The organism is Streptomyces sp. NPDC020983, assembly GCF_044333485.1.
Taxonomy (GTDB): Bacteria; Actinomycetota; Actinomycetes; order Streptomycetales; family Streptomycetaceae; genus Actinacidiphila.
Window position 1 is genome coordinate 61,584 of the sequence record NZ_JBIRRA010000012.1, and the last position, 21,489, is coordinate 83,072.

General features: G+C 75.3%; 14 protein-coding genes. 10 read left to right on the forward strand and 4 right to left on the reverse strand.

All coding sequences use genetic code 11. The annotated features are described in order from the left end of the window. Positions 1 to 353 precede the first annotated feature (353 nt). Together hrpB and ACH4SE_RS25765 are read right to left on the reverse strand one after the other, a co-directional pair. On the reverse strand, positions 354 to 2,966 hold the full coding sequence (gene hrpB / locus ACH4SE_RS25760) for an ATP-dependent helicase HrpB (RefSeq protein WP_398545838.1): 2,613 nt from the start codon (positions 2,964 to 2,966) through the stop codon (positions 354 to 356). 13 nt (positions 2,967 to 2,979) lie between these two features. Further along, positions 2,980 to 3,801, reverse strand: a complete 822-nt coding sequence (locus tag ACH4SE_RS25765) for a class I SAM-dependent methyltransferase (RefSeq protein ID WP_398545839.1) — start codon at positions 3,799 to 3,801, stop codon at positions 2,980 to 2,982. A gap of 285 nt (positions 3,802 to 4,086) precedes the next feature. Between ACH4SE_RS25765 and rpsA the strand changes: the two genes are divergently transcribed. The 6 genes from rpsA (at position 4,087) to ACH4SE_RS25795 (ending at position 10,238) form a co-directional block, all read left to right on the forward strand. Next, the gene (gene rpsA, locus ACH4SE_RS25770) at positions 4,087 to 5,586 is read left to right on the forward strand and encodes a 30S ribosomal protein S1 (RefSeq protein ID WP_398545840.1); all 1,500 of its coding nucleotides are present in this window, start codon (positions 4,087 to 4,089) and stop codon (positions 5,584 to 5,586) included. A gap of 158 nt (positions 5,587 to 5,744) precedes the next feature. Further along, positions 5,745 to 6,683: a PAC2 family protein gene (locus ACH4SE_RS25775; protein ID WP_398545841.1), complete on the forward strand. Its 939-nt coding sequence runs from the start codon at positions 5,745 to 5,747 to the stop codon at positions 6,681 to 6,683. Positions 6,684 to 6,717: 34 nt separating this feature from the next. Further along, positions 6,718 to 7,347, forward strand: a complete 630-nt coding sequence (gene coaE / locus ACH4SE_RS25780; protein ID WP_398545842.1) for a dephospho-CoA kinase — start codon at positions 6,718 to 6,720, stop codon at positions 7,345 to 7,347. A 123-nt stretch (positions 7,348 to 7,470) separates the two neighbouring features. Continuing rightward, positions 7,471 to 7,833 carry a tetratricopeptide repeat protein gene (locus ACH4SE_RS25785; RefSeq protein WP_398545843.1) on the forward strand — a complete coding sequence of 121 codons (363 nt, stop codon included), beginning with the start codon at positions 7,471 to 7,473 and terminating at the stop codon, positions 7,831 to 7,833. A 255-nt stretch (positions 7,834 to 8,088) separates the two neighbouring features. Beyond that, a complete protein-coding gene (locus ACH4SE_RS25790; RefSeq protein ID WP_398545844.1) occupies positions 8,089 to 9,234 on the forward strand; it encodes a type III polyketide synthase in 1,146 nt (381 codons plus the stop codon). Further along, the gene (locus ACH4SE_RS25795) at positions 9,231 to 10,238 is read left to right on the forward strand and encodes a class I SAM-dependent methyltransferase (protein ID WP_398545845.1); all 1,008 of its coding nucleotides are present in this window, start codon (positions 9,231 to 9,233) and stop codon (positions 10,236 to 10,238) included. Before ACH4SE_RS25790 ends, ACH4SE_RS25795 begins: the two co-directional genes overlap by 4 nt. Positions 10,239 to 10,307: 69 nt before the next feature. Here the strand turns inward: ACH4SE_RS25795 and ACH4SE_RS25800 are convergent, their stop codons facing one another. Next, entirely contained in the window at positions 10,308 to 11,450 is a 1,143-nt protein-coding gene (locus ACH4SE_RS25800) for a DegT/DnrJ/EryC1/StrS family aminotransferase (RefSeq protein ID WP_398545846.1), read from the reverse strand. Between the two features lie 23 nt (positions 11,451 to 11,473). Beyond that, on the reverse strand, positions 11,474 to 11,998 hold the full coding sequence (locus ACH4SE_RS25805) for a cupin domain-containing protein (protein ID WP_398545847.1): 525 nt from the start codon (positions 11,996 to 11,998) through the stop codon (positions 11,474 to 11,476). A gap of 278 nt (positions 11,999 to 12,276) precedes the next feature. Between ACH4SE_RS25805 and ACH4SE_RS25810 the strand changes: the two genes are divergently transcribed. The 4 genes from ACH4SE_RS25810 to ACH4SE_RS25825 all read left to right on the forward strand — a co-directional run bounded on the left by ACH4SE_RS25810 (position 12,277) and on the right by ACH4SE_RS25825 (position 21,470). Next, positions 12,277 to 13,374, forward strand: a complete 1,098-nt coding sequence (locus tag ACH4SE_RS25810) for a polyprenyl synthetase family protein (protein ID WP_398545848.1) — start codon at positions 12,277 to 12,279, stop codon at positions 13,372 to 13,374. A 195-nt stretch (positions 13,375 to 13,569) separates the two neighbouring features. Then, positions 13,570 to 15,192, forward strand: coding sequence for a class I adenylate-forming enzyme family protein (locus ACH4SE_RS25815; protein WP_398545849.1), 1,623 nt, complete (start codon positions 13,570 to 13,572; stop codon positions 15,190 to 15,192). 149 nt (positions 15,193 to 15,341) lie between these two features. Then, positions 15,342 to 18,293, forward strand: a complete 2,952-nt coding sequence (locus tag ACH4SE_RS25820; protein ID WP_398545850.1) for an AMP-binding protein — start codon at positions 15,342 to 15,344, stop codon at positions 18,291 to 18,293. Between the two features lie 108 nt (positions 18,294 to 18,401). Then, positions 18,402 to 21,470, forward strand: coding sequence for a BTAD domain-containing putative transcriptional regulator (locus ACH4SE_RS25825; protein WP_398545851.1), 3,069 nt, complete (start codon positions 18,402 to 18,404; stop codon positions 21,468 to 21,470). Positions 21,471 to 21,489 lie beyond the last annotated feature (19 nt).

Below are 21,489 nucleotides of genomic sequence, written 5' to 3' on the forward strand. Positions count from 1 at the left end.
GCGCCGCCGGTCAGGAGCGTGCGCAGACGCGCAGGGCCGCCCACCGGCCCCGCGGCGGACTGCACCCCCCGGCCCGCTGGGAGGCGGGTTACCCCGACAGGGGGCACGGCGTTCCGGAGCAGGCAGGTGCGCACCTCACCGCGGGCGGGCACCGGCTGTGCGAGCGCTGTCGTCCCCCGCCCGGGACCACGTCACCCGCGCGTGGACAGGACGGAGGAGACGCGGCCGGCTCTCCCCGGGGACCGGCGAGCCCTCGCCCGCCCGCCTCGGCGCGCGGGGGACCGCGCCGCCGCCCCGGGAGGGCCCCTGAGCGGCCCGGCGGGGCGGGCCGCCGCGCACCGGGCCCACGGCTCTCAGGCGCGGCGGGGGTTGGCGCGGCGGGTGGGGGGTGTGGTCGCGGGGTCCTCGGGCCAGGGGTGGCGGGGGTAGCGGCCGCGGAGTTCGGAGCGGACGGCGGGGTAGCCGGTGCGCCAGAAGGACGCGAGGTCGGCGGTCACCGCGGCGGGGCGGCCCGCGGGGGAGAGCAGGTGGACCAGGACGGGGACGCCCGCGACGCGCGGGGTGTCCGCGAGGCCGAACATCTCCTGGAGCTTCACCGCGAGGACGGGCTGCTCGCCCGTGTAGTCGACGCGGACACGTGAGCCGCTCGGCACCTCCAGGCGTTCGGGCGCCAGCTCCGCGAAGCGCGCCGCCTCGCCCGAGGCCCAGGGCAGCAGCCGCGGGAGGGCCCGGCCCGCGTCCGTACGCTCCAGGTCGGCGCGGCGGCGGGCGGTCGCCAGCTCGGGGCCGAGCCACTCGGGGGCGCGCTCCAGCAGGGCCTGCTCGGCGACGTCCGGCCACGGCCCGCCCAGCACGCGGTGCAGGAAGGCCATCCGCTGCCGCAGTTCCACGGCCTCCCGGGACCAGCGCAGCAGCGCCGTGCCCTCGGCGGCGAGCCCGTCGAGGAGGGCGGCGCGCACGGCGGCGGGGTCGGGGGAGCGCAGCGGCGCCGACTCCAGCTCCACCGCGCCGAGCCGCTCCACCCGCCGGGCCACCACGTCGCCCTGGGCCCAGCGCACCTCCTCGTACGCCTCCAGGGCCCACCGCGCGGCGTCCCGGGCCGTCGCCCGGTCGGCCACCGCGGCGAGCCGCACCCGCGCCGCGGCCCGCCCCGCCGCCCGGTCGGCCACCGCGACGGCCACCCACTCGGCGCCGCCGAGCGCGTCCCCGACGTCCGCGGCGGTCCCGGACACCATCAGGTACCCGCCCCCCGGGCGCCGCCGCGCCAGCCGCTCGGGGAACGCCAGCGCGACGACGAGCCCCGCGGCGGCGTCGTCCCCGAGTCCCCGGCCGCCGGCCTCCGTGGTGCGTCCCGGCGCCGCGGGCCCGCTCGCGCCCCGCGCGGCGGGTGCGGTCCTCGCGGCGCCGCCCGGGGCAGCCGCCGGCGGCTCGCCGCCGGGGGGTGCGCCCTCGGCGCGGAGGGCCGCCTCCAGGCGGCGGGTCTCGGCGCGCCAGCGGGGGGCGTAGGGGTCGGCCGAGCGGCGGGCGGTGTGCCAGGCGGCGGTCAGGTCGGGACCGTAGGCGGCGGGGACCTCTTCCGAGAGGAGGGCGGTGATCTCGGCGGCGCGGGCGGGCCCGATCTCGGGGGCGGCGTCGAGGAGGGCGCGGGCCAGCCGGGGGTGGAGGCCGAGGCGGGCCAGGCGGTGGCCGCGGGGGGTGGCGCGGCCCGCGGCGTCGACGGCGTCCAGCGTGCGCAGCGTGGCGCGGGCGGCGGCCAGCGCCCCGGGCGGCGGCGGGTCCAGCAGGGCCAGGCCCGTCGCGTCGGGCTCACCCCAGCAGGCGGCCTGGAGTGCGAAGCCGGTGAGGTCGGCGAGGGCGATCTCCGGCTCGGGCTGCCGGGCCAGGCGGTCGTGCTCGGCCTGCGACCAGCAGCGGAAGACCGTGCCGGGCGCCTCCCGCCCGGCGCGTCCGGCGCGCTGCCGGGCGGCGGCCCGCGACACCCGCACCGTGGTGAGCGCGCCCAGCCCGCGGGCGTGGTCCGTACGCGGCTCGCGCGCCAGGCCGCTGTCGACGACCGCCCGCACACCCGGCACGGTCAGGCTGGACTCGGCCACCGACGTGGCGAGCAGCACCCGGCGCCGCCCGCCCGGGGCGAGGGCGGCGTCCTGCACGGCGGCCGGCGCCCGCCCGTGCAGCTGGAGCACGTCGGCGCCGAGCCCGCCGAGCATCCCGGCGACCCGGGCGATCTCCCCGGTGCCGGGGAGGAAGCACAGCACGTCGCCCTCCGTCTCCGCGAGGGCGGTGCGGACGACCGCGGCGACGTGGGCGAGCAGCGCGGGGTCCACGCTCATGCCGTGCGGCGGCCGTACCGGGCGCGGCGGCGGCGCCCACCGTACGGCGACCGGGTGCAGGACGCCCGCCGCCTCGACGACGGGTGCCCCGCCGAGCAGCGCGGACCACGCCGCGGTGTCGGTCGTCGCGGACGCGGCGACGAGCCGCAGCTCGGGGCGCAGCGTGGCGCGCACGTCGAGCAGGAAGGCCATCGCGGTGTCCGCGTCGAGGTGCCGCTCGTGGCACTCGTCGAGGACGACGGTGCCGACACCCGCCAGCTCCGGGTCGCGCTGCAGCCGCTGGAGCAGCACACCCGTGGTGACCACCTCGACCGCGGTCGCCGCCGAGACCCTCCGCTCGCCGCGCACGGTGTAGCCGACGCTGCCGCCGACCCGCTCGCCCAGCAGCCACGCCATCCGCAGCGCGGCCGCCCGCGCCGCCATCCGCCGCGGCTCGGCGACGACCACCCGACCGCCGCCCGCCGCGGCGAGCTCCAGCGGCACCAGCGTCGTCTTGCCCGTCCCCGGCGGCGCGGCCAGCACCGCGCGGCCCTCCCGGCCGAGCGCCTCCAGCAGCTCGGGCACGACCGCGGCGACCGGCAGTCCCCGCCCCTCGGCGCGTACGGCGAAGCCCGCGCCCGGCAGGCCCCCGCTCACGCCGCGGCCCCGCTCACTCCGCCTCGCACACGAAGACGGCCGTGCCGGGCAGCAGGCGGCCGCGGAGCGGGGACCAGCCGCCCCACTCCCCGGTGTTCCAGTCGGGCCACTCCGGCTCCACCAGGTCGACCAGGCGCAGGCCCGAGGCGGTGATCGCGCGGACGTGGTCGCCGAGGGTGCGGTGGTGCTCGACGTAGACGGCGATGCCGCGCTCGTCCTGCTCGACGTAGGGGCGGCGGTCGAAGTAGGAGCCGGAGACCGTCAGGCCCTCCTCGTCCGGCTCGTCGGGGAAGGCCCAGCGCACGGGGTGGGTGACGGAGAAGACCCAGCGGCCGCCCGGGCGCAGCACCCGGCGGACCTCGCGGTGCACGCGGGCGACGTCGGCGACGAAGGGCAGCGCCCCGTACGCCGAGCACGCAAGGTCGAAGGAGGCGGCGGCGAAGGGCAGGAAGCCGGCGTCGGCCTCGACGAGGGGCACCGCCGCGGTCGCGGGGGCGTCCCCGGCGAGGCGCAGGGCGTGCTGGAGCTGGCGGTGGGAGAGGTCGAGCGCGACGGGCCGCGCGCCCTGCGCGGCCAGCCAGCGTGAGCACTGGGCGGCGCCCGCGCCGATCTCCAGGACCGCCTTGCCGTGCAGTCCGGCGGCGGGGCCGAGGAGGCCGGCCTCCGCCTCGTCGAGCCCCTCGGGGCCCCAGACGAAGCGGGCGTCGCCGAGGAAGTCCCCGTGCTCGCGCTGGTAGTCGTCGGCGTTGCTGTCCCACCAGCCGCGGCTGGCCCGGCTGCTCTCCGTGGTCCCCGCGCTGCGCCGGGTCGCTTCGGGTTCGGGTCCTTGGATCATGGCGGCAGTCGTCGTACTCTCTGAAAAGACCTGCGGACGGGTGGCTTACGCCGGTTTGGTTCGTTACGCGCCCGGTGGGCTCTTCGTGCATTGACCGTGCCCGGCTGCCCCCGTATGCTACAAGTTGCGCTGCTAGCCTGCGCGCCTCAGACGGAGCAGGCCACGCTCGACACCGCCGCAGATCCTTCTGGCCCCCTTGGGCCGGCCGGAGCCGTGGTGGGACCGAAAAAGGCTTCGGCGTAGCAGTACCTACGACTTACTGTCCGTACCGGAGTCCTTTCCCTAATGACGAGCAGCACCGAGGCCCCTCGTACCACCCCGCAGGTGGCGGTCAACGACATCGGCAACGAGGAAGCCTTCCTCGCGGCGATCGACGAGACGATCAAGTACTTCAATGACGGCGACATCGTCGACGGCGTCATCGTGAAGGTCGACCGGGACGAGGTCCTGCTCGACATCGGTTACAAGACCGAAGGTGTCATCCCCTCCCGCGAGCTGTCCATCAAGCACGACGTCGACCCCAACGAGGTCGTCGCCGTGGGCGATGAGATCGAGGCCCTCGTCCTCCAGAAGGAGGACAAGGAAGGCCGCCTGATCCTCTCGAAGAAGCGCGCCCAGTACGAGCGCGCCTGGGGCACCATCGAGAAGATCAAGGAAGAGGACGGGATCGTCACCGGTACCGTCATCGAGGTCGTCAAGGGTGGTCTCATCCTCGACATCGGCCTGCGCGGCTTCCTCCCGGCGTCCCTGGTCGAGATGCGCCGCGTGCGCGACCTCCAGCCCTACGTGGGCAAGGAGCTCGAGGCCAAGATCATCGAGCTGGACAAGAACCGCAACAACGTGGTCCTGTCCCGCCGTGCCTGGCTGGAGCAGACCCAGAGCGAGGTCCGCCAGACCTTCCTCACCACCCTGCAGAAGGGCCAGGTGCGCTCCGGCGTCGTCTCCTCCATCGTCAACTTCGGTGCGTTCGTGGACCTCGGCGGTGTCGACGGTCTGGTGCACGTCTCGGAGCTGTCCTGGAAGCACATCGACCACCCCTCCGAGGTCGTCGAGGTCGGCCAGGAGGTCACGGTCGAGGTCCTGGACGTCGACATGGACCGCGAGCGCGTCTCCCTGTCGCTGAAGGCGACGCAGGAAGACCCGTGGCAGCAGTTCGCCCGTACGCACCAGATCGGGCAGGTCGTGCCCGGCAAGGTCACCAAGCTCGTCCCGTTCGGTGCGTTCGTCCGCGTGGACGAGGGCATCGAGGGCCTGGTCCACATCTCCGAGCTGGCCGAGCGCCACGTGGAGATCCCGGAGCAGGTCGTCCAGGTCAACGACGAGATCTTCGTCAAGGTCATCGACATCGACCTGGAGCGCCGCCGCATCTCGCTGTCCCTCAAGCAGGCCAACGAGTCCTTCGGCGCCGACCCGGCCTCGGTCGACTTCGACCCGACGCTCTACGGCATGGCCGCGTCGTACGACGAGCAGGGCAACTACATCTACCCCGAGGGCTTCGACCCCGAGACCAACGACTGGCTCGAGGGCTACGAGAAGCAGCGCGAGGAGTGGGAGGCCCAGTACGCCACGGCCCAGGCCCGCTTCGAGCAGCACCAGGCCCAGGTCATCAAGTCCCGCGAGGCCGACGAGCAGGCCGCTGCCGAGGCCGGCAGCGCCGCTCCGGCGGCCGGCGGTGCGGGCTCCGGCGGTTCGTACTCCTCGGAGTCGGACGACAACTCCGGTGCCCTCGCCTCCGACGAGGCGCTCGCCGCGCTCCGCGAGAAGCTGGCCGGCGGCCAGAGCTGACCGCGGCCCAGGGCTGACGCCCCAGGCCACCGCGGCCCCGCACCCCTCCCGGGGGGTGCGGGGCCGCACCGCGTTCACCGGCCGCCGCCCCGGGCGCGGCGGGAATGGCGGACCGGAGTTGTTCGTTGTGGTGACAGATAACGAGGAGGACGATCATCGTGCTGGATCCGCAAGGGCTGTACGAGTACGTGCCGGGCGGGGCCGAGGCCGTCGACGAGGCGGTCGGGGACACCGGACCGGTGCTGCTCTACCACTTCGAGGGGTTCATGGACGCCGGGGAGGCCGGACAGCAGATCAGCGAGCAGTTGCTCGACCGGCTCGACAACCAGCTCGTCGCCCGCTTCGACGCGGACCGGCTGGTCGACTACCGGGCCCGCCGCCCGCTCATGACGTTCGAGCGCGACCACTGGTCGTCCTACGAACCGCCGACGATCGACCTCCACCTGGTGCGCGACACCACCGGCACCCCCTTCCTGCTGCTCACCGGCTCCGAGCCGGACGTGGAGTGGGAGCGCTTCGCATCCGCGGTGCTCCAGGTCATCGAGCGGCTCGGCGTCCGTATCGCCATCAACTTCCACGGCATCCCGATGGGCGTGCCGCACACCCGGCCGGTCGGCCTGACTCCGCACGGCAACCGGGTCGACCTGGTGCCCGGCCACCGCGCGTGGTTCGACGAGGCACAGGTCCCCGGCAGCGCGGCCGCGCTGATCGAGCTGCGGCTCGCCGAGGCCGGGCGGGACGTGCTGGGCGTCGCCGCGCACGTGCCCCACTACCTGGCGCGCTCGCCGTACCCGGACGCGGCGCTCGCCGTGCTGGAGGCGGTCACCGCGGCCACCGGCCTGGTGCTGCCGGAGATCGCGCACGCGCTGCGGAACGAGGCGCACACCGTACGCGTCGAGATCGACCGGCAGGTCGCGGAGGGCGACGGCGAGCTGGTCTCGGTGGTGCGCGGTCTGGAGAGCCAGTACGACGCGGTGGCCGGCATGGACAGCCGGGAGAACCTCATCGCCGAGCCCGTCGACCTGCCCTCGGCCGACGACCTGGCCGCGGAGTTCGAGCGCTTCCTCGCCGACCGCGAGGACGACGGCGGGCGCTGACACCCCGCGGGAGGGGCCGGATAGGCTGGCCGGCATGCTGACAGTGGGGCTGACCGGCGGGATCGGCGCCGGCAAGAGCGAGGTCGCGCGGCTGCTGGCGTCCTACGGGGCGATCCTGGTGGACGCCGACCGGATCGCCCGCGAGGTCGTCGAGCCGGGCACGCCGGGTCTCGCCGCCGTCGTCGAGGAGTTCGGGACCGGGGTGCTGGCGCCGGACGGCTCGCTCGACCGGCCGCGGCTCGGCGCGATCGTCTTCGCCGACGAGGAGCGCCGCAAGGCGCTCAACGCGATCGTGCACCCGCTCGTGGGCGCCCGCTCCGCCGAACTCCAGCGGGCCGCCGGGCCCGACGACATCGTGCTCCACGACGTCCCGCTGCTCACCGAGAACGGCCTCGCCCCGCTCTACGACCTGGTCGTCGTGGTGGACGCGGAGCCGGACACGCAGGTGGAGCGGCTGGTGCGGCTGCGCGGGATGACGCGGGACGAGGCGCGCGCGCGGATGGCGGCGCAGGCCCGGCGGGAGGACCGGCTGGCCGTGGCCGATCTGGTGATCGACAACAACGGCCCGCTGGAGGCGCTGGAGCCGCAGGTCGCGGCGGTGTGGGCGCAGCTGCGGGCGCGGCTGGCCGCCGGGCGCGGCGGTGAGGACGCGCAGCACCCCTGAGCCCGCCGTGGGACCGCCACGGAGCGCGGCGCGGGCGCCGGGAATGCGGTTGCCGGTCGGCGTGTTGGGTATGTCTGTCCCGACGATCATTCGTCCCCGTGCCCGATGTCAGGGAGGCGGACTGTGCCCGAGCGCACCCCGGAAACCCATGTGATCGACTTCCGCGCCGCCGAGCAGCTCCTCGCGGCGCGCGACCCGCGCGGCGCGGTGAAGCTCCTGGACCCGGTCATCGCCGCCCACCCGGAGAACACCGCGGCCCGGCTGCTGCGGGCCCGCGCCTTCTTCCTGGCCGCGCAGCTGCGGCCCGCGGAGCTGGAATTCCAGGTCGTCCTGGAGCGCGAGCCGGACAACGCCTTCGCGCACTTCGCGCTCGGCCGCACCCTGCAACGGGCCGACCGCGCCGCCGAGGCCCAGCGGCACTTCCGGCTGGCCGCGGCCCTCGACCCGCGGCCGGACTACCTGGCCGCGGCCCGCTTCGAGGAGTAGCCCGCAGGCCGTACCCCGTCACGACGCGGCGCCCGCCGGAGAGATCCGGCGGGCGCCGCGTCGTGCTGCCCTCCCCTCCCTCCTCCCTCCGCCCCCGCCGGACACGGGATACCGGCCGGCGACGGCAAGTCGGCGCCAAGGCGCGGGCTAGCCGGCCGTACGACATTGACACGGCCAAAAACAGAGGGCAGGGGTCTGAGGGCAGAGGCCAGAGGCAGGGGAATGTCTTCCATTTCTGAGAGGCAGGCGCCGGACATGCCGATCTTGTGCAAGCCAGCGGTGCGCGTACCGGAATACACCATCACCATGGAGCAGACCCTGGAATTCGCCAGGAAAGCCCATGCGGGAAAGCCGCAGCTTCCGCTTGCGCTCCGGCTGATACAGAACACCGGCGTGCGCAAGCGGCACATCGTGCAGCCCATCGAGAAGACCTTGGAGCACCCGGGTTTCGAGGAACGCAACAAGATCTACGAGGCCGAGTCGAAGAAGCGGTGCCCCGAGGTCGTCGAGGAGGCGCTCGCCAACGCGCGCCTGCGGGCCGAGGACATCGACGCGATCGTCTACGTGTCGTGCACCGGATTCATGATGCCCTCGCTCACCGCGTGGCTCATCAACACCATGGGCTTCCGTTTCGACACCCGGCAGATTCCCATGGCCCAGCTCGGCTGCGCGGCGGGCGGCGCGGCCATCAACCGCGCCCACGACTTCTGTGTGGCGCACCCCGACAGCAATGTGCTGATCGTCTCGTGCGAACTGTGCTCGCTGTGCTACCAGCCGTCCGCCGACGACGTCGGCTCGCTGCTGTCGGACGGGCTGTTCGGCGACGCGGTCGCGGCCGCCGTGGTGCGGGGGCACGGTGACGCGGGCGTCAGCGGGGTGCGGCTGGAGCGCAACGCGTCGTACCTCATCCCGAACACCGAGGACTGGATCTCCTACGCGGTGCGGGACACCGGCTTCCACTTCCAGCTCGACAAGCGCGTGCCGGGCACCATGGAGCCGCTCGCCCCGGTGCTGCGCCAGCTCGCCGCCGGGCACGGCTGGAACGCCTCCGACCTGGACTTCTACATCATCCACGCCGGCGGTCCGCGCATCCTGGACGACCTCGCCAAGTTCCTGGAGGTCGACCGCACGGTCTTCCGGCACAGCTGGACCACCCTGACCGAGTACGGCAACATCGCCAGCGCCGTCGTCCTCGACGCGCTGCGCCGCCGGTTCGAGGAGGACCGGCCGCTGGCCACCGGTGCCACCGGCGTCATCGCCGGCTTCGGCCCCGGCATCACCGCCGAGATGTCCCTGGGCACCTGGACGGACGGCACCGTGCACGACGGCACGGCAATCGACGACACCGCGGAGCTGGCCGGCGTGGCCGCGTCGCTCCCGTACGCGGGGAGGATCTCATGAGCGGCGCGGCACACGGCGGCCCCGACTCGCAGCGCATCATGCGGCTGATCAACGGCTACTGGGCCACCGGGATCATGGGCACCGCGGCGCGGTACCGGGTCTTCACGCACCTGGAGGAGGGCGCCGGCACCGCCGGGCAGCTCGCCGAGCGGGCCGGGATCGCGCCGCGCGGCGCGCAGGCGCTGCTGGACGGCCTGGTCGCGCTCGACGTGGTCGTGGTGGAGGGCGGGCGCTACCGCAACACCCCGGAGGCATCGGCGTTCCTGGTGGAGGGCAGGCCCGCGTCGCTCACCGGCTTCGCCGAGCTGAAGCTGGGCCACATCGGCTCGATGGCGACGCTGCCCGACGCCGTACGCGCCGGCGGCCCGACGTCGAACGCCGTCGTCGAGGTCGCCGACAACCCGCACTGGGAGAACCTGGTGCAGGCCATCGCGGCGCAGTCCGTGCCCGTCGCGCACATCGCCGCCGAGGAGCTCGCCCTCGCCGACGCCGGCAAGCTGTCGATCCTCGACATCGGCGGCGGCTCGGGCATCTGCTCGGCGATCTGGCTCGCGCTCAACCCCGACGCCCGCTCCACCCAGATCGACTGGGCGCCGATCAACGCGATCGCCCGCCGGCTGCTGGCCGAGAAGGGCGTGGGCGACCGGGTCGAGCACGTCGACGGCGACTTCCACACCGTCGACTTCGGCAACGGCGAGCACGACGTGGTGGTGTACTCCAACATCGCCCACCAGGAGGGCCCCGAGGACAACCAGGAGGTCTTCACCCGGATCCGCAGGGCGCTGCGGCCCGGCGGGACGCTCGTGGTCTCCGACTACGTGGTGGACGACGACCGCAGCGGCCCGCCCTTCGCGCTGACCTTCGCCGGGGAGATGCTCATCAAGTCCCGGCACGGCAGCACCTGGCGGCGCAGCGACTACCGCGCGTGGCTGACCGCCGCGGGCTTCGAGGACGTCCGCTTCGTGGAGACCGCCTCCCCGACGGTCCTGGTGCTCGCCCGCTGACCGCGGCCGCGCGCACGCCGAAGCCCGGCCGGAGGATTCCTCCGGCCGGGCTTCGCCGTGGTGTGCGCGTCAGCTCGCGCGCAGGTTGTTCTTCAGCTCCGCCCGCAGCGTGTGCGCGACCTGCTCGACCTGGTCCTCGGTCAGCTCGGCGTGCATCGGGATGGCCAGGTTGCGCGCGAAGAGGTCGGCGGAGACCGGGCAGCTGCGGTCCGAGCTGTAGACCGGCTGCAGATGGGTGGCCCAGGCGCCCTGGCCGCAGCCGATGCCCTGGGCGCGCAGCGCGGCCGCGACCCCGGCGCGGTCCACCCGCGGGTCGAGGGTCACCAGGTAGGACTGCCAGGCGTGGGTGCGGTCCGCCGGCACGTGCGGCAGCGTCAGCAGCTCCTCGCCGCCCAGCAGTTCGGCGTACGCGGCGGCCGCCCGGTTGCGCCGCCCGAGCAGCTCGTCGACCCGGTCCAGCTGCACCTGGAGGATGGCGGCGGCGATGTCGGACAGCTTGTAGTTGTAGCCGATGTCGGTGAAGACCGGGATCGGCAGGCCGACGACCTGCGCCTGGTCGTAGATGCTGCCGATGCCGAACGACGACCGCAGCCGGGCGTCCGCGCCGATCACCGGGTCGGCGGCGAGCAGCGCGCCGCCCTCGCCGCTGGTGGCGCCCTTGCGGCCGTGGAAGGACAGGCACGCGACGGGGGCGAGCGAGCCCGCCGGGCGGCCCTGGTAGGTCGCGCCGACCGCGCAGGCCGCGTCCTCCACGACGAACAGGCCGTGCGCGCCGGCCAGCGCCATCAGCTCGGTGTAGTCGGCGGGCATCCCGAGGGTGTCCACCGCGATGATGCCGACGGTGCGCGGCCCGATGAGGGCCTCGACGGCGGCCGGGTCCACGGTGCCGGTGTCGGGGCGCACGTCCGCGAAGACCGGGGTCGCGCCGACGTAGCGCACGGCGTGGGCGGGGGCGGGGAAGGTGTAGTCGGCGACGATCACCTCGTCGCCGGGCTCCACGCCGAGCGCCAGCATGGCCAGGTGGAGCGCGGCCCCGCAGTTGCTCACCGCGACGGCGTCGCCGACGCCGTACCGCTCGGCGAGCAGGGCCTCCAGGGCCTTGCCGCGCGGGCCCTGGCCGGCCGGCCAGCCGGAGGCGAACACCTCGGCGACGGCGGCGAGTTCCCGCTCGCCGAGACTCGGGTGCACCAGCGGGATGCTGTCCTTGCTCATCAGTGCCGACCTTTCGTGTGGCGTCACGCCGTGGGCGGGGTGTAGCGGAGCGGGGTGATCTGCTGGACGTCGTAGCGCTTGCGCATGTCCTCCACCGCGCCGGAGTCGACCGTCCTGCCCGCCGCGAAGATCTCGACGATCTCCTCGAAGTACAGCTCGTGGTCGGGCGAGGGGTAGTTGTGGAAGAGCATCCGGGCGGGCCGGTCCGAGGCGTTGCGGAACGCGTGCGGGGTGTTCGGCGGCACGAACATGCAGGCGCCCTCGGCCGCGCGGACGGCGGTGTCGCCGTCCTCGGACGTCCAGTCGTGCCAGGTGTCCCCGGTCCGCTGGGTGGGTTCGAAGGCGAGCAGCTGCAGCTCGCCCTCCAGGACGTAGAAGAACTCCTGCGAGTTGGCGTGCACGTGCGCGCCGACGTCGAACCCCGGCGGCACGACGACCTCGAAGACGGAGACGACGGAACCGTCCGCGGCGGTGGCCTTGAAGGTGACGTCCTGCGCCTTGGTGACGAGCCTGCGGCCGTGGCCGGGCGGAAGGATGAGACCGCTCATGTGATGTCGCTTCCCTCGGGTTCGATGCGGGCGGGCCCGCGCGGAGAAAGGGCGGCGGAGCGCTCCGCGTGCGCAGCCGCGCCCTGGCCGACCCTCCCGGCGGCAGCTTGTCGGCCACTGGTCGCGCGATTGGCGCCGCGGCCGCCAAGCCGGGGCCAACCCGCCACGAAGACCGCTGCAAGCGGGCCTGCCGAGAATCCGACTCAGCGGTCCGCCGAGCACGTCCGGACGACTGCACCCGAACGGAATCCAGCACGTGGTGGGATGAGGGGGAAACCATGCCGTCCGCCCTGGGACGAGTCCTGACGGAAGCGGCGACCGCGCAGCGGGACGCCGGCGAGCAGGAGACCTGCGAGAAGCTGCTGGCCCGTGTCGACCGGCGGGTCGAGGAACTGCTGAGCGCCGAGGCGGCCCGCTGGAGCGAGGTGGACGCGCGCGTCGCCGTACCGGTGGGGGCCGTGGCGGAGCTGGTCGCGGCGGGCGGCAAGAGGCTGCGCCCGCTGTTCTGCGTCACCGGCTACCTCGCGGCGGGCGGCGGCTCGTCCGGCGGCTCCGAGGACACCGTCGTCGACGCGGCCGCGGCCCTGGAGCTGCTGCACGCCTTCGCGCTCATCCACGACGACATCATGGACAACTCGCCCAGCAGGCGCGGCGTGCCGACCGTCCACGCCCGGTACACCGACGTGCACGCGCTGCGCGGCTGGGCGGGGGAGTCCCGCCGGTACGGCGAGGGCGTCGCGATGCTCGCCGGGGACCTGGCGCTCGCCTACGCCAACCGGCTCGCGGGCACCCTGACCGGCGCCGCCGCCGGGGTGTGGCACGAACTGGTCGCCGAGATGATCGTCGGCCAGCAGCTGGACATCGCGCTGGCCGCCGAGGTCAAGCCCGACACCCGGCTGGCCCGCTGGGTCGCCGTGTGCAAGTCCGGCCGCTACACCATCCACCGGCCGCTCGCGCTCGGCGCGGCCGTCGCCGGCCGCCCCGGACTCGACGCGGTCTTCGAGGCGTACGGCGTCGCCGCCGGCGAGGCCTTCCAGCTGCGCGACGACCTGCTCGACGCCTTCGGCGAGTCGGCGGCGACCGGCAAGCCGACCGGGCTCGATCTCGACGAGCACAAGATGACGCTGCTGACCGCCCTGGCGGCGGCCAAGGACCCGCAGGTCGCACGGCTCGTCGAGGACAGCCGGCACAGTGACTGGAATCCGGCCGAGCTGCGCGCCGCGCTGCTCGCCTCCGGTGTCCGCGCGGACGTCGAGGAGCACATCGACGCGCTCGTCGCCGACGCCTACGGGGCCCTCGCCGACTCCCCGCTGCCCCCCGGCTGGCGGCTGCGACTGGAGGAGCTCGCCGACATGGTCGCCTACCGCGACCGCTGACCGGGTGCCGTACAGCGCCGTACGCCGCCCCCCGCCCGCTTCCGCACAGCCGCCCGGCCGCAGCGCCGCCCGGAACTGCGCGGGCGCACATTCGGCACCAAGTCCGGTGCAGGACGCTGTGCTTCACCGGCACCCGAGAACACCGAACCGCCGTCCGCTGCCGACCGGAACGAAGCGGGCCCGGAGGGAGATCTGATGGGAAGCACGTTGCTGGACAAGCTGGACTCCGGAACGCGCAGCGCACCGGACCAGGAGTCGCTGCACAGGACCGGCCTCTACCTCGGCGTCGTGCCGGAGCGGGCCGCACTCGTCCGCGGCGGCACGCCGGTCACGCTCGACCACGACCTCGACGCGCTGCCCGGCGCCGGCCGCCGGCTGACGGTCGCGGAGCTCGCCGGCCACGCGGCCGACCTCGCCAACCGGCTCGCCGCGGCCGGCGTGCGGCCCGGCGGCCACGTGGTGGTCTGCAAGGCACCCAACTTCGACCTGTGGCTTCTCGCGACCGCGGTGGAGCGCACCGGCGCGGTGCCCGTCATGCTCTCGCACCACCTGGACTCCCCGGCGCTGTCCGCCCTGATGGCCCGGCTGGACCGGCCGCACCTGATCACCGACGCGCCCAAGCTGCGCTCCCTGACCGAGGACGGCGTCGACCTCGCCGGGCTGACCCGGGGCGTCATCGGCATCGGCGACACCGGCTCGGAAGCGACCCGGCTCGCCGACCTCGACGGCGGCATCCCGCTCAAGCCGGTGCTGCGCGGCCTGGACGAGCCCGCGATGATCACCCACACCTCGGGCACCACCGGCCTGCCCAAGCTCGTCGTGCACACCCCGCGCACCATGCGCACCCGGCTGCGCCCGCAGCTCTTCCTGCTCGGGATGATGCGCAAGCGCGGTACCGTCGCCGTCCACATCCCCTTCGGCCACTCCCGGACCTTCGCGGCGCTGTCGCTGTGCTTCCTCAAGGGGATGCCGGTGCTCGCGGTGAACGACGGCAGGCCGGACGCCGTCGCGGACTTCTTCCTCCGGCACCGCCCCTGGCTCGTCGAGGCGCTGCCCAACTCCTTCCTGGCCTGGGAGGAGCTGACCGGGGACAGCCGCAGGCCCTTCGCCTCGGTCAAGTACTTCAGCAGCACCTTCGACGCGATCCACCCGCGGACCGTGCGGCGGCTGCTGCACTCCTCCGCGCAGCGCGCCCAGTTCTTCCAGATCTACGGCCAGAGCGAGGTCGGCCCGGCCGCCGGCCGCCCGTACTTCCGCAGGTTCGCGCACCGGATGGACGGCCGCTGCATGGGCTTCGCGCTGCCCGGCAGCGCGAAGGTCCGGGTGGTCGGCCGGGACGGGAAGCGCCCCTCGCAGGCCAACCCGGGCTGGATCGACGTCCGCTGGGACGGCATCGCCAAGACCTACCACGGCGAGCAGGACCGCTACGACGAGAACGTGCACGACGGCTGGTGGCGCACCGGGGACGTCGGCTACCGCACCCGCTTCGGCTGCCTGCACATGCTGGACCGGGAGTTCGACACGATCGAGGGCGTCGGCAGCAACCTGGAGGTCGAGGACGACATCCTCGACAGGCTGGAGGAGCTGGCCGAACTCGTCGTCGTGCCCGGCCCCGACTCCCAGGCCGTCCCGGTGGTGTGCACCCACCGCGACGAGCCGCTCGACAGGGACCGCTGGCGGGCCGCCACCGCCGCCTACCCGCAGCTCGCCGAACCGGTGCAGATCCCGCTGGCCGAACTGCCGCGCACCGCGACGCTCAAGACCCGGCGCGTCGAACTGTCCCGCCGGCTGGAGGAGGAACTGCCGGGACGCCCCTGACCGTCCGACGCCGGGCGCCTTCCCCCGCGGCCGGACCGGGCCGGATCCCGGTCCGGCCGCACGCGCGTGCCCCGTACCCGCCGCCCCACCCCCGACCCACCCGCCGGCCGCCGGGCCGGCGGGCGTCCATGGATCCGACAGGAGTGACCTTGTCAGAACAGCAGACCGCCGACCCCGCGGACCGGCGCGTCGTGCTCAACGGCGAGGGGCAGCACTCGATCTGGTGGATCGACCGTGAACTGCCCGCCGGCTGGCACGCGGAGGGGACCACCGGACCACGGGAGCGGTGCCTGGCGCACATCCAGGAGGTGTGGAAGGACCTGCGCCCGCTGAGCCTGCGCACGGCGCCGGAGCGCCCGCCGCACACCCGGCCCCCGGCGCACGGCGGGCCGCCACCGCCCGCCGCTCCCGGGGCGCCGGTCCCCCCGGAGCCCGCCGGCCCGGTGGTGCCGGGTCCTGAGGGGCCCGCCGCCCCCGGGGCGCCCGGTTCTTCCGCGCCCGGTTCTCCCGCGCCCGGCGGTGCCGCGGCGCCCGGGTCCGCCGCGCCCGCCGGGAGCGGTAGGCAGCCGCTTCCCGTACGGTTCGCGCTGCGGGCGCGGCGCGAGCCCGGGGCGGTCGCCGTGGAGGGCGACGGTTTCACCCTCACCTTCGGCGGCCTGGACGCCGCCGCCGACCGCTGGGCCCGCTTACTGCGCTCGCGCGGCGTGGGGCGCGGCGCCCTGGTCGGGGTGCTCCTCGGCCGGGGCGCCGACCTGCACGCGGTGACGCTGGGCGCGTGGAGGGCCCGCGCCGGCTGCGTACCGCTGGACCCGGACTTCCCCGCCGCGCGGCTGCGGCTGCTGCTCTCCGACGCCGGGGCGCGTGTGCTGGTCACCGAACTCGCCCACGGGGCGGACGGGCTGGACGGCTTCGACGGCACCGTGCTGTACGCCGACGACCCGGAGGTCGTGGCCGCGCTCGCCGCGTACACCTCGGGCGCCTGCGCCGCGGAGCCGCCGGAGCCGGACGACGTCGCGCTGGTGGCCCACGCCCCCACGGTCGCCGGCCGCCCCTACGCCGTGGCCGTCACGCACCGCGGGCTCGCGGACCACGTGGCCTGGGCGGAGCGGGAGCTGGCCGGCGGGGGCACGGGCGGCACGGCCGTCTTCTGCTCGGTCGCCTCCGAGATGACCGCCACCGGTCTGTGGGCGCCGCTCGCGGCCGGCCAGCGGGTGGTGCTCGCCCCGCAGGCCCTGGACCTCGCGCAGCTGGGGGAGTGGCTCGCGGCGGCCGGCCCGTTCGCCTTCCTGCACCTGACGCCGGGCCATCTCGACCTGCTGGTCCGGCAGTCGGGCGCCGCCGCGGTCGCGGCCCTCGCGGGCACCTTCGTCGTCGCCGGCGGCAGCCCGCCGGGGCCCGCCACCGCGCGGCTCGCCGAATTCCTGGGCAGCGGGCGGCTGCTCCCCGCGTACGGCTCGGCCGAGACGTCGTACGGCAGCTGCCCGGATCCCGTGCGTTCGGGCGCGGACAGCCGCATCCGGGTGCTCGACGGCGACGGGCGGCAGGTCCCGGCCGGCGAGATCGGCGAACTGTACGTGGCCGGTCCCGGGGTGGCCCTGGGCTACGTCGGGCGCGCGGCGCTCACCGCCGAGCGCTTCCTGCCCGACCCGTACGGCCCGCCCGGCGCCCGGATGTTCCGTACCGGGCAGCTGGTGCGGCGCACCGCGGCGGGGGCGGCCGAGCCGCTCGGCCGCACCGACCGGCAGGTGTGGATCGGCGGCCACCGGGCCGACCCGGCGGAGGCCGAGGAGGCGCTGTACGACCACCCGTGCGTCGACGAGGCGGTCGTCGTCGGGGTGCGGGCGGCCTCCGGTGACGTCCGGCTCGCCGCCTACGTGGTGCCGCGGTCCGGGGCGCAGGGGCTGGACGCGGCCGCGCTGGCCGCGCACTGCCGGCGGCTGCTGCCGGACCACCTGGTGCCCGCGAGCCTCGCGCTGCTGGGCGAGGTGCCGCGGGCCGCCGACGGGCGGGTGGACGTCGCGGCGCTGCCGCGGCCCGGCGGCCCGCTGCTGGACGCCCCGCGCAGGGCGGCGCGGAGCGGGCGGCACATCGCCTTCGGCGGCCGGCCGCTCGCCGAGCTGCTCGCGGAGTGCCGGGTGCCGGGCGCCTCCGTGGCCGTGCTCGACGCGGGCGGCCTGGTCGCCGTCGAGGCCGCGGGCAGCGACGGGGAGGGCCGGCCGGTCACCCCGCGCACCGCCTTCCCGGCGGGGGGCCTGAGCCGGCACGTCACGGCGCTGGGGGTGCTGCGGCTGGTGGACGAGGAACTGCTCGACCTGGACGCGCCCCTGGACTCCGCCCTCGACACCGCCCTGAACGCTGCCCTGAAAGCTGCCCTGGACACCGCTTCGGACACCGCGCCCGCCGCCGGCGGCCGGCGCGGCGCCGCGCGCCGGCCCACGCCCGCGGACCTGCTCGGCAACCGCTTCGGCGAGGCGGGCGCGGGCCTGCTCGCGGCGCTGCTGGAGGAGATCACGGGCGAGCCGTTCGGCATGCTGATGCGGCGGCTGGTGCTGGGGCCGCTGGGCCTGGACGACAGCTGCTTCGGCGGCCCGCCGCCGCGCAGCGCCGGCCGGACCGGTGCCCCTGCCGCGCGCGCCGGCCACGACGCGGAGGGCCGCCCGCTGCCGGCCGGCGGCGGCGCGGGCGCCGCCGACCTGTGGACGACCGCCGCCGACCTGGCCAAGGTGGCGCTGGAGGTGCGCCGCTCCGCCCAGGGCGCCCCCCTCGCGCTGCTCGCCGCGGACACCGCCGCCCGCATGCTCACCCCGAGCCCGGACGATCTCTACGGGCTCGGCACGATGGTCGACGTCCTGGCCTCCGACACGGAGTTCGGCCACGAGGGCGCGCCGCCCGGCCACTACGCGGTCTCGACGCTGCGGCTGCGCGCCGGCAGCGGTCTGGTCGTCCTGGCGAACGGCAGCGCGGGGGAGCGGCTGCGCAGGGAGATCGCCGCCCGGCTGCGGGCGGGACGCCGGATGACCGAAAGGTCCCGGCCATCGGGTGACGGGAAGTTATGGTTCCTGGAAGATGCGCAGGGAGCGGGTTGGCTGACCGGCACGTAGCGTGAAGTGGCCCAATTGTGTTGTCGAGACGAAAAGTTGTACGCAGAATGGCTCTGCAATGTCTCCCGTGGGGGACGGGGTGCGCGTGCGCCCCGGGAAGGGGACGGTGTGACGACCCGGCTATCGTTTCAGGTGCTGGGCCCGCTCAAAGTGAGCGCGGACGGCAGGTCGCTGCAACTGCGCAGCGCGCGGCAGCGAACGATTCTGGCCGTGCTGCTGCTCACCCCGGGGCGTGTGGTCTCCGTCGACTCCCTGGCCGAGGCCGTCTGGCACAGCGATCCCCCGGCCACCGCCCGCAACCAGATCGCCATCTGCGTCTCCGCGCTGCGCAAGACCTTCCGTGACGAGGCCCGCGTCGACGGCCTCATCGAGACCGTGCCGCCGGGCTACGTGCTGCACACCGAGGGCCACTACGTCGACGTGGTCGACCTGTACGAATCGGCTGCCGCCGCGGGGGCGGCAGCCGAGGCGGGCGACCCGGACGCGGCCGCGGACCGGTTCGAGAACGCGCTCGCGCTGTGGGACGGCCCGGTGCTCGACGGCATGGACGGCGGCTCCCTCACCGAGGTGGTGCGCCGGCTGACGGAGCTGAAGGCCGACCTCGCCGAGGAGTACGCGGCCGTCCAGCTCCGGCAGGGCCGCTACCGCGCGGTCGTTGAGAGCCTGGCACCGCTGGTCGCCGAGCACCCCCTGCGCGAGCACGCCCGGGCCGTCCTCATGCAGGCCTACCACCTGTCCGGCCGCCGCTCCGAGGCGCTCGGCTGCTACCGCGAGGGGCGCCGCGTCCTCATCGCCGAGCTGGGCGTCGAGCCCGGCGCCGAACTCCAGGAGCTGCACCGCACCGTGCTGGAGGGCGACGGCCCCGCGCCGGTGCGGCCCCCCGCCCCGGCGCCCGCCGCCGTGGCCGCGCCCGCGCCGCCCGCCGTGAGCGCGCCGCCCGAGCCCGCCCCGGCACCCGCCGCCGCCCCCTCCGTACCGCGGCAGCTGCCGCTGCCGCCCGAGCCGTTCGTCGGCCGGGAGGCCGAACTCGAACTGCTGGGCCGGCTCGTGCAGCCCGCGCTCGGACCCGGCGGCGGCCTGCCGGTGCGCATCGCGGCGATCTGCGGGGCCGCCGGCGTCGGCAAGAGCGCGCTCGCCCAGCACTGGGCCGACCGCGTCGCCCAGCGCTTCCCGGACGGCCAGATCTATCTGGACCTGCAGGGCCTGCGGGCGCAGGGCGGGGTCACCCCCGAAGCCGCCCTCGACCGGGCGCTGCGCGCGCTCGGCGTCCCCGGCACGTCGGTCCCCGAGGGCCTCCAGGACCGGGCGGCGCTCTACCGCAGCACCCTGGACGGCAAGCGGCTGCTGATCGTCCTGGACAACGCCGGCTCGCTGGAGCAGATCCGCCCGCTGCTGCCCGGCCGCGGCCCCGCCCGCGCCCTCTTCACCAGCCGGGACCCCTTCAACGGCCTGGCCGGCGCGGTGGCCGCCGTCCGTATCGAGCTGCACGGGATGAGCACGACCGAGTCCCTCAACCTGCTCGCCGCCACCATCGGCGACCAGCGGGTGGCGGCCGAACCCGCGGCCGCGCGGCGCCTGGTGGACCTGTGCGACCGGTTACCGCTGGCGCTGCGCATCGTCGCCACCCGGCTGCTGTCCGACCACCAGTGGTCGCTGCGCCGGATGGTCGCGCGCATGGAGGACCGCCGGGAGCGGCTGGACGTCGTCAGCCCCGGCGAGAGCGGGGTGCGCTCCAGCCTGTGGCTCAGCTACCGCGCGCTGTCGGTGCAGGCCGCGCGCCTCTACCGGCAGCTGAGCGTGCTCGACGTGCCCGACTTCCCGCCGTGGATCGGCGCGCCCGTCCTCGGTGTCACCCCGGGGGCGTCGGAGGAGCTGCTGCACCAGCTGGCCGGCGCGCAGCTGCTGGAGCGCTGCCCGGCGCGCGGCGGCGGCACGCGCTTCCGCATCCCGGAGCTCATGCGGCTGTTCGCGCAGGAGCGCTGCCTGGCCGAGGACGGCGCGCAGGAGCGCGGGCAGACCCTCGACCGGGTGCTGTCCGCCATGCTCACGCTCGTCTACGCCGCCCAGGAGCAGCTGTACGGCAAGGGCGAGGTCGCCCCGCACGTCCCGGCGCACCTCCAGGAGCTGCCGGGCGCCGCGGTGAGCGAGCTGGTGTCCGACCCCATCGAGTGGTTCGAGGGAGAGCGGGAGGCGCTCGGCGCGCTGGTGGCGCAGGCCGCGCGGGACGGCCAGGAGGGCCGCGCGTGGGTGCTCGCCATCGGCTCGGTGCCCTTCTTCGAGACCCGCAACTACCTGGAGGACTGGCGCCGCGTCGCCGACAGCGCCCTGGAGGGCGCGCAGCGCGCCGGCGACACCCACGGGGCCGGCACCATGCTGCGCTCGCTGGGCACCCTGGCGATCTACCAGCGCCGCTACGACGAGGCGCGCGAGCGGCTGCTGACCGCCCTGGACCTGCTGGAGGGGACCGACGACACGCAGGGCCGCGCCATCGTGCGGCGCAACCTCGCGGTGTGCGCCCGCTTCCGCGGCGAGCTGGCCGAGGCCGCCCGCTACTGCGAGGCGTCGCTCGTGCTCTTCCGGCAGGCCGGCGACTCCTCGGGCCTCTCGCACGCGCTCGGCCTGCTCGCGCAGATCGAGATCGAGCAGGGCAACCCCGAGCGCGGGGTGGAGCTGAGCAACCAGGCGATCGAGGTGAGTTACGAGGCCGGGTCGCTGCGCAGCCGCACCCAGAACCTCTACCGGCTCGCCGAGGCGCTGCTCAGCGCCGGGCAGTCGGCCCAGGCGGAAAGGGTGTGCCACGACGTCGTGGGCCTCACCCGCGGCCAGCGTGACCGGCTGGGGGAGGCCCACGCGCTGTGCGTGCTCGGCGAGGCGCAGTGGCGTCAGAACGAGCCGCACAAGGCGCGCGCCAGCCTGCTGCGCGCCCTGCGGGCCGCCGAAGAGGTCAACGACCGCTTCCTCCAGGCCCGGATCACCACCAACCTCGCCTGCGCGGAGGCCCTCTGCGGCGGAACGGGCGCCGATGCGCCCCTGGCGTGGGCCCAGCAGGAGTTCCGCTCGCTCAACGCACCGGTGTGGGTGCGGCGTGCGGGCCGGCTGCGCGAGGTCCTGGAGTCCCACGGCGCCGACAGCCCCATCGAGGGGCTGGAGCTCGCCCGCCTGCTCAGCGGCTGCTGAATTTCCTGCGCCTGCCGCC

What these genes read in the sequence shown, in the direction of transcription:
- ACH4SE_RS25765 (WP_398545839.1), bottom strand. Translation starts at nt 3,801, where the DNA reads ATGATCCAAGGACCCGAACCCGAAGCGACCCGGCGCAGCGCGGGGACC.
- rpsA (WP_398545840.1), top strand. Translation starts at nt 4,087, where the DNA reads ATGACGAGCAGCACCGAGGCCCCTCGTACCACCCCGCAGGTGGCGGTC.
- coaE (WP_398545842.1), top strand. Translation starts at nt 6,718, where the DNA reads ATGCTGACAGTGGGGCTGACCGGCGGGATCGGCGCCGGCAAGAGCGAG.
- ACH4SE_RS25790 (WP_398545844.1), top strand. Translation starts at nt 8,089, where the DNA reads ATGCCGATCTTGTGCAAGCCAGCGGTGCGCGTACCGGAATACACCATC.
- ACH4SE_RS25795 (WP_398545845.1), top strand. Translation starts at nt 9,231, where the DNA reads ATGAGCGGCGCGGCACACGGCGGCCCCGACTCGCAGCGCATCATGCGG.
- ACH4SE_RS25800 (WP_398545846.1), bottom strand. Translation starts at nt 11,450, where the DNA reads ATGAGCAAGGACAGCATCCCGCTGGTGCACCCGAGTCTCGGCGAGCGG.
- ACH4SE_RS25805 (WP_398545847.1), bottom strand. Translation starts at nt 11,998, where the DNA reads ATGAGCGGTCTCATCCTTCCGCCCGGCCACGGCCGCAGGCTCGTCACC.
- ACH4SE_RS25810 (WP_398545848.1), top strand. Translation starts at nt 12,277, where the DNA reads ATGCCGTCCGCCCTGGGACGAGTCCTGACGGAAGCGGCGACCGCGCAG.
- ACH4SE_RS25815 (WP_398545849.1), top strand. Translation starts at nt 13,570, where the DNA reads ATGGGAAGCACGTTGCTGGACAAGCTGGACTCCGGAACGCGCAGCGCA.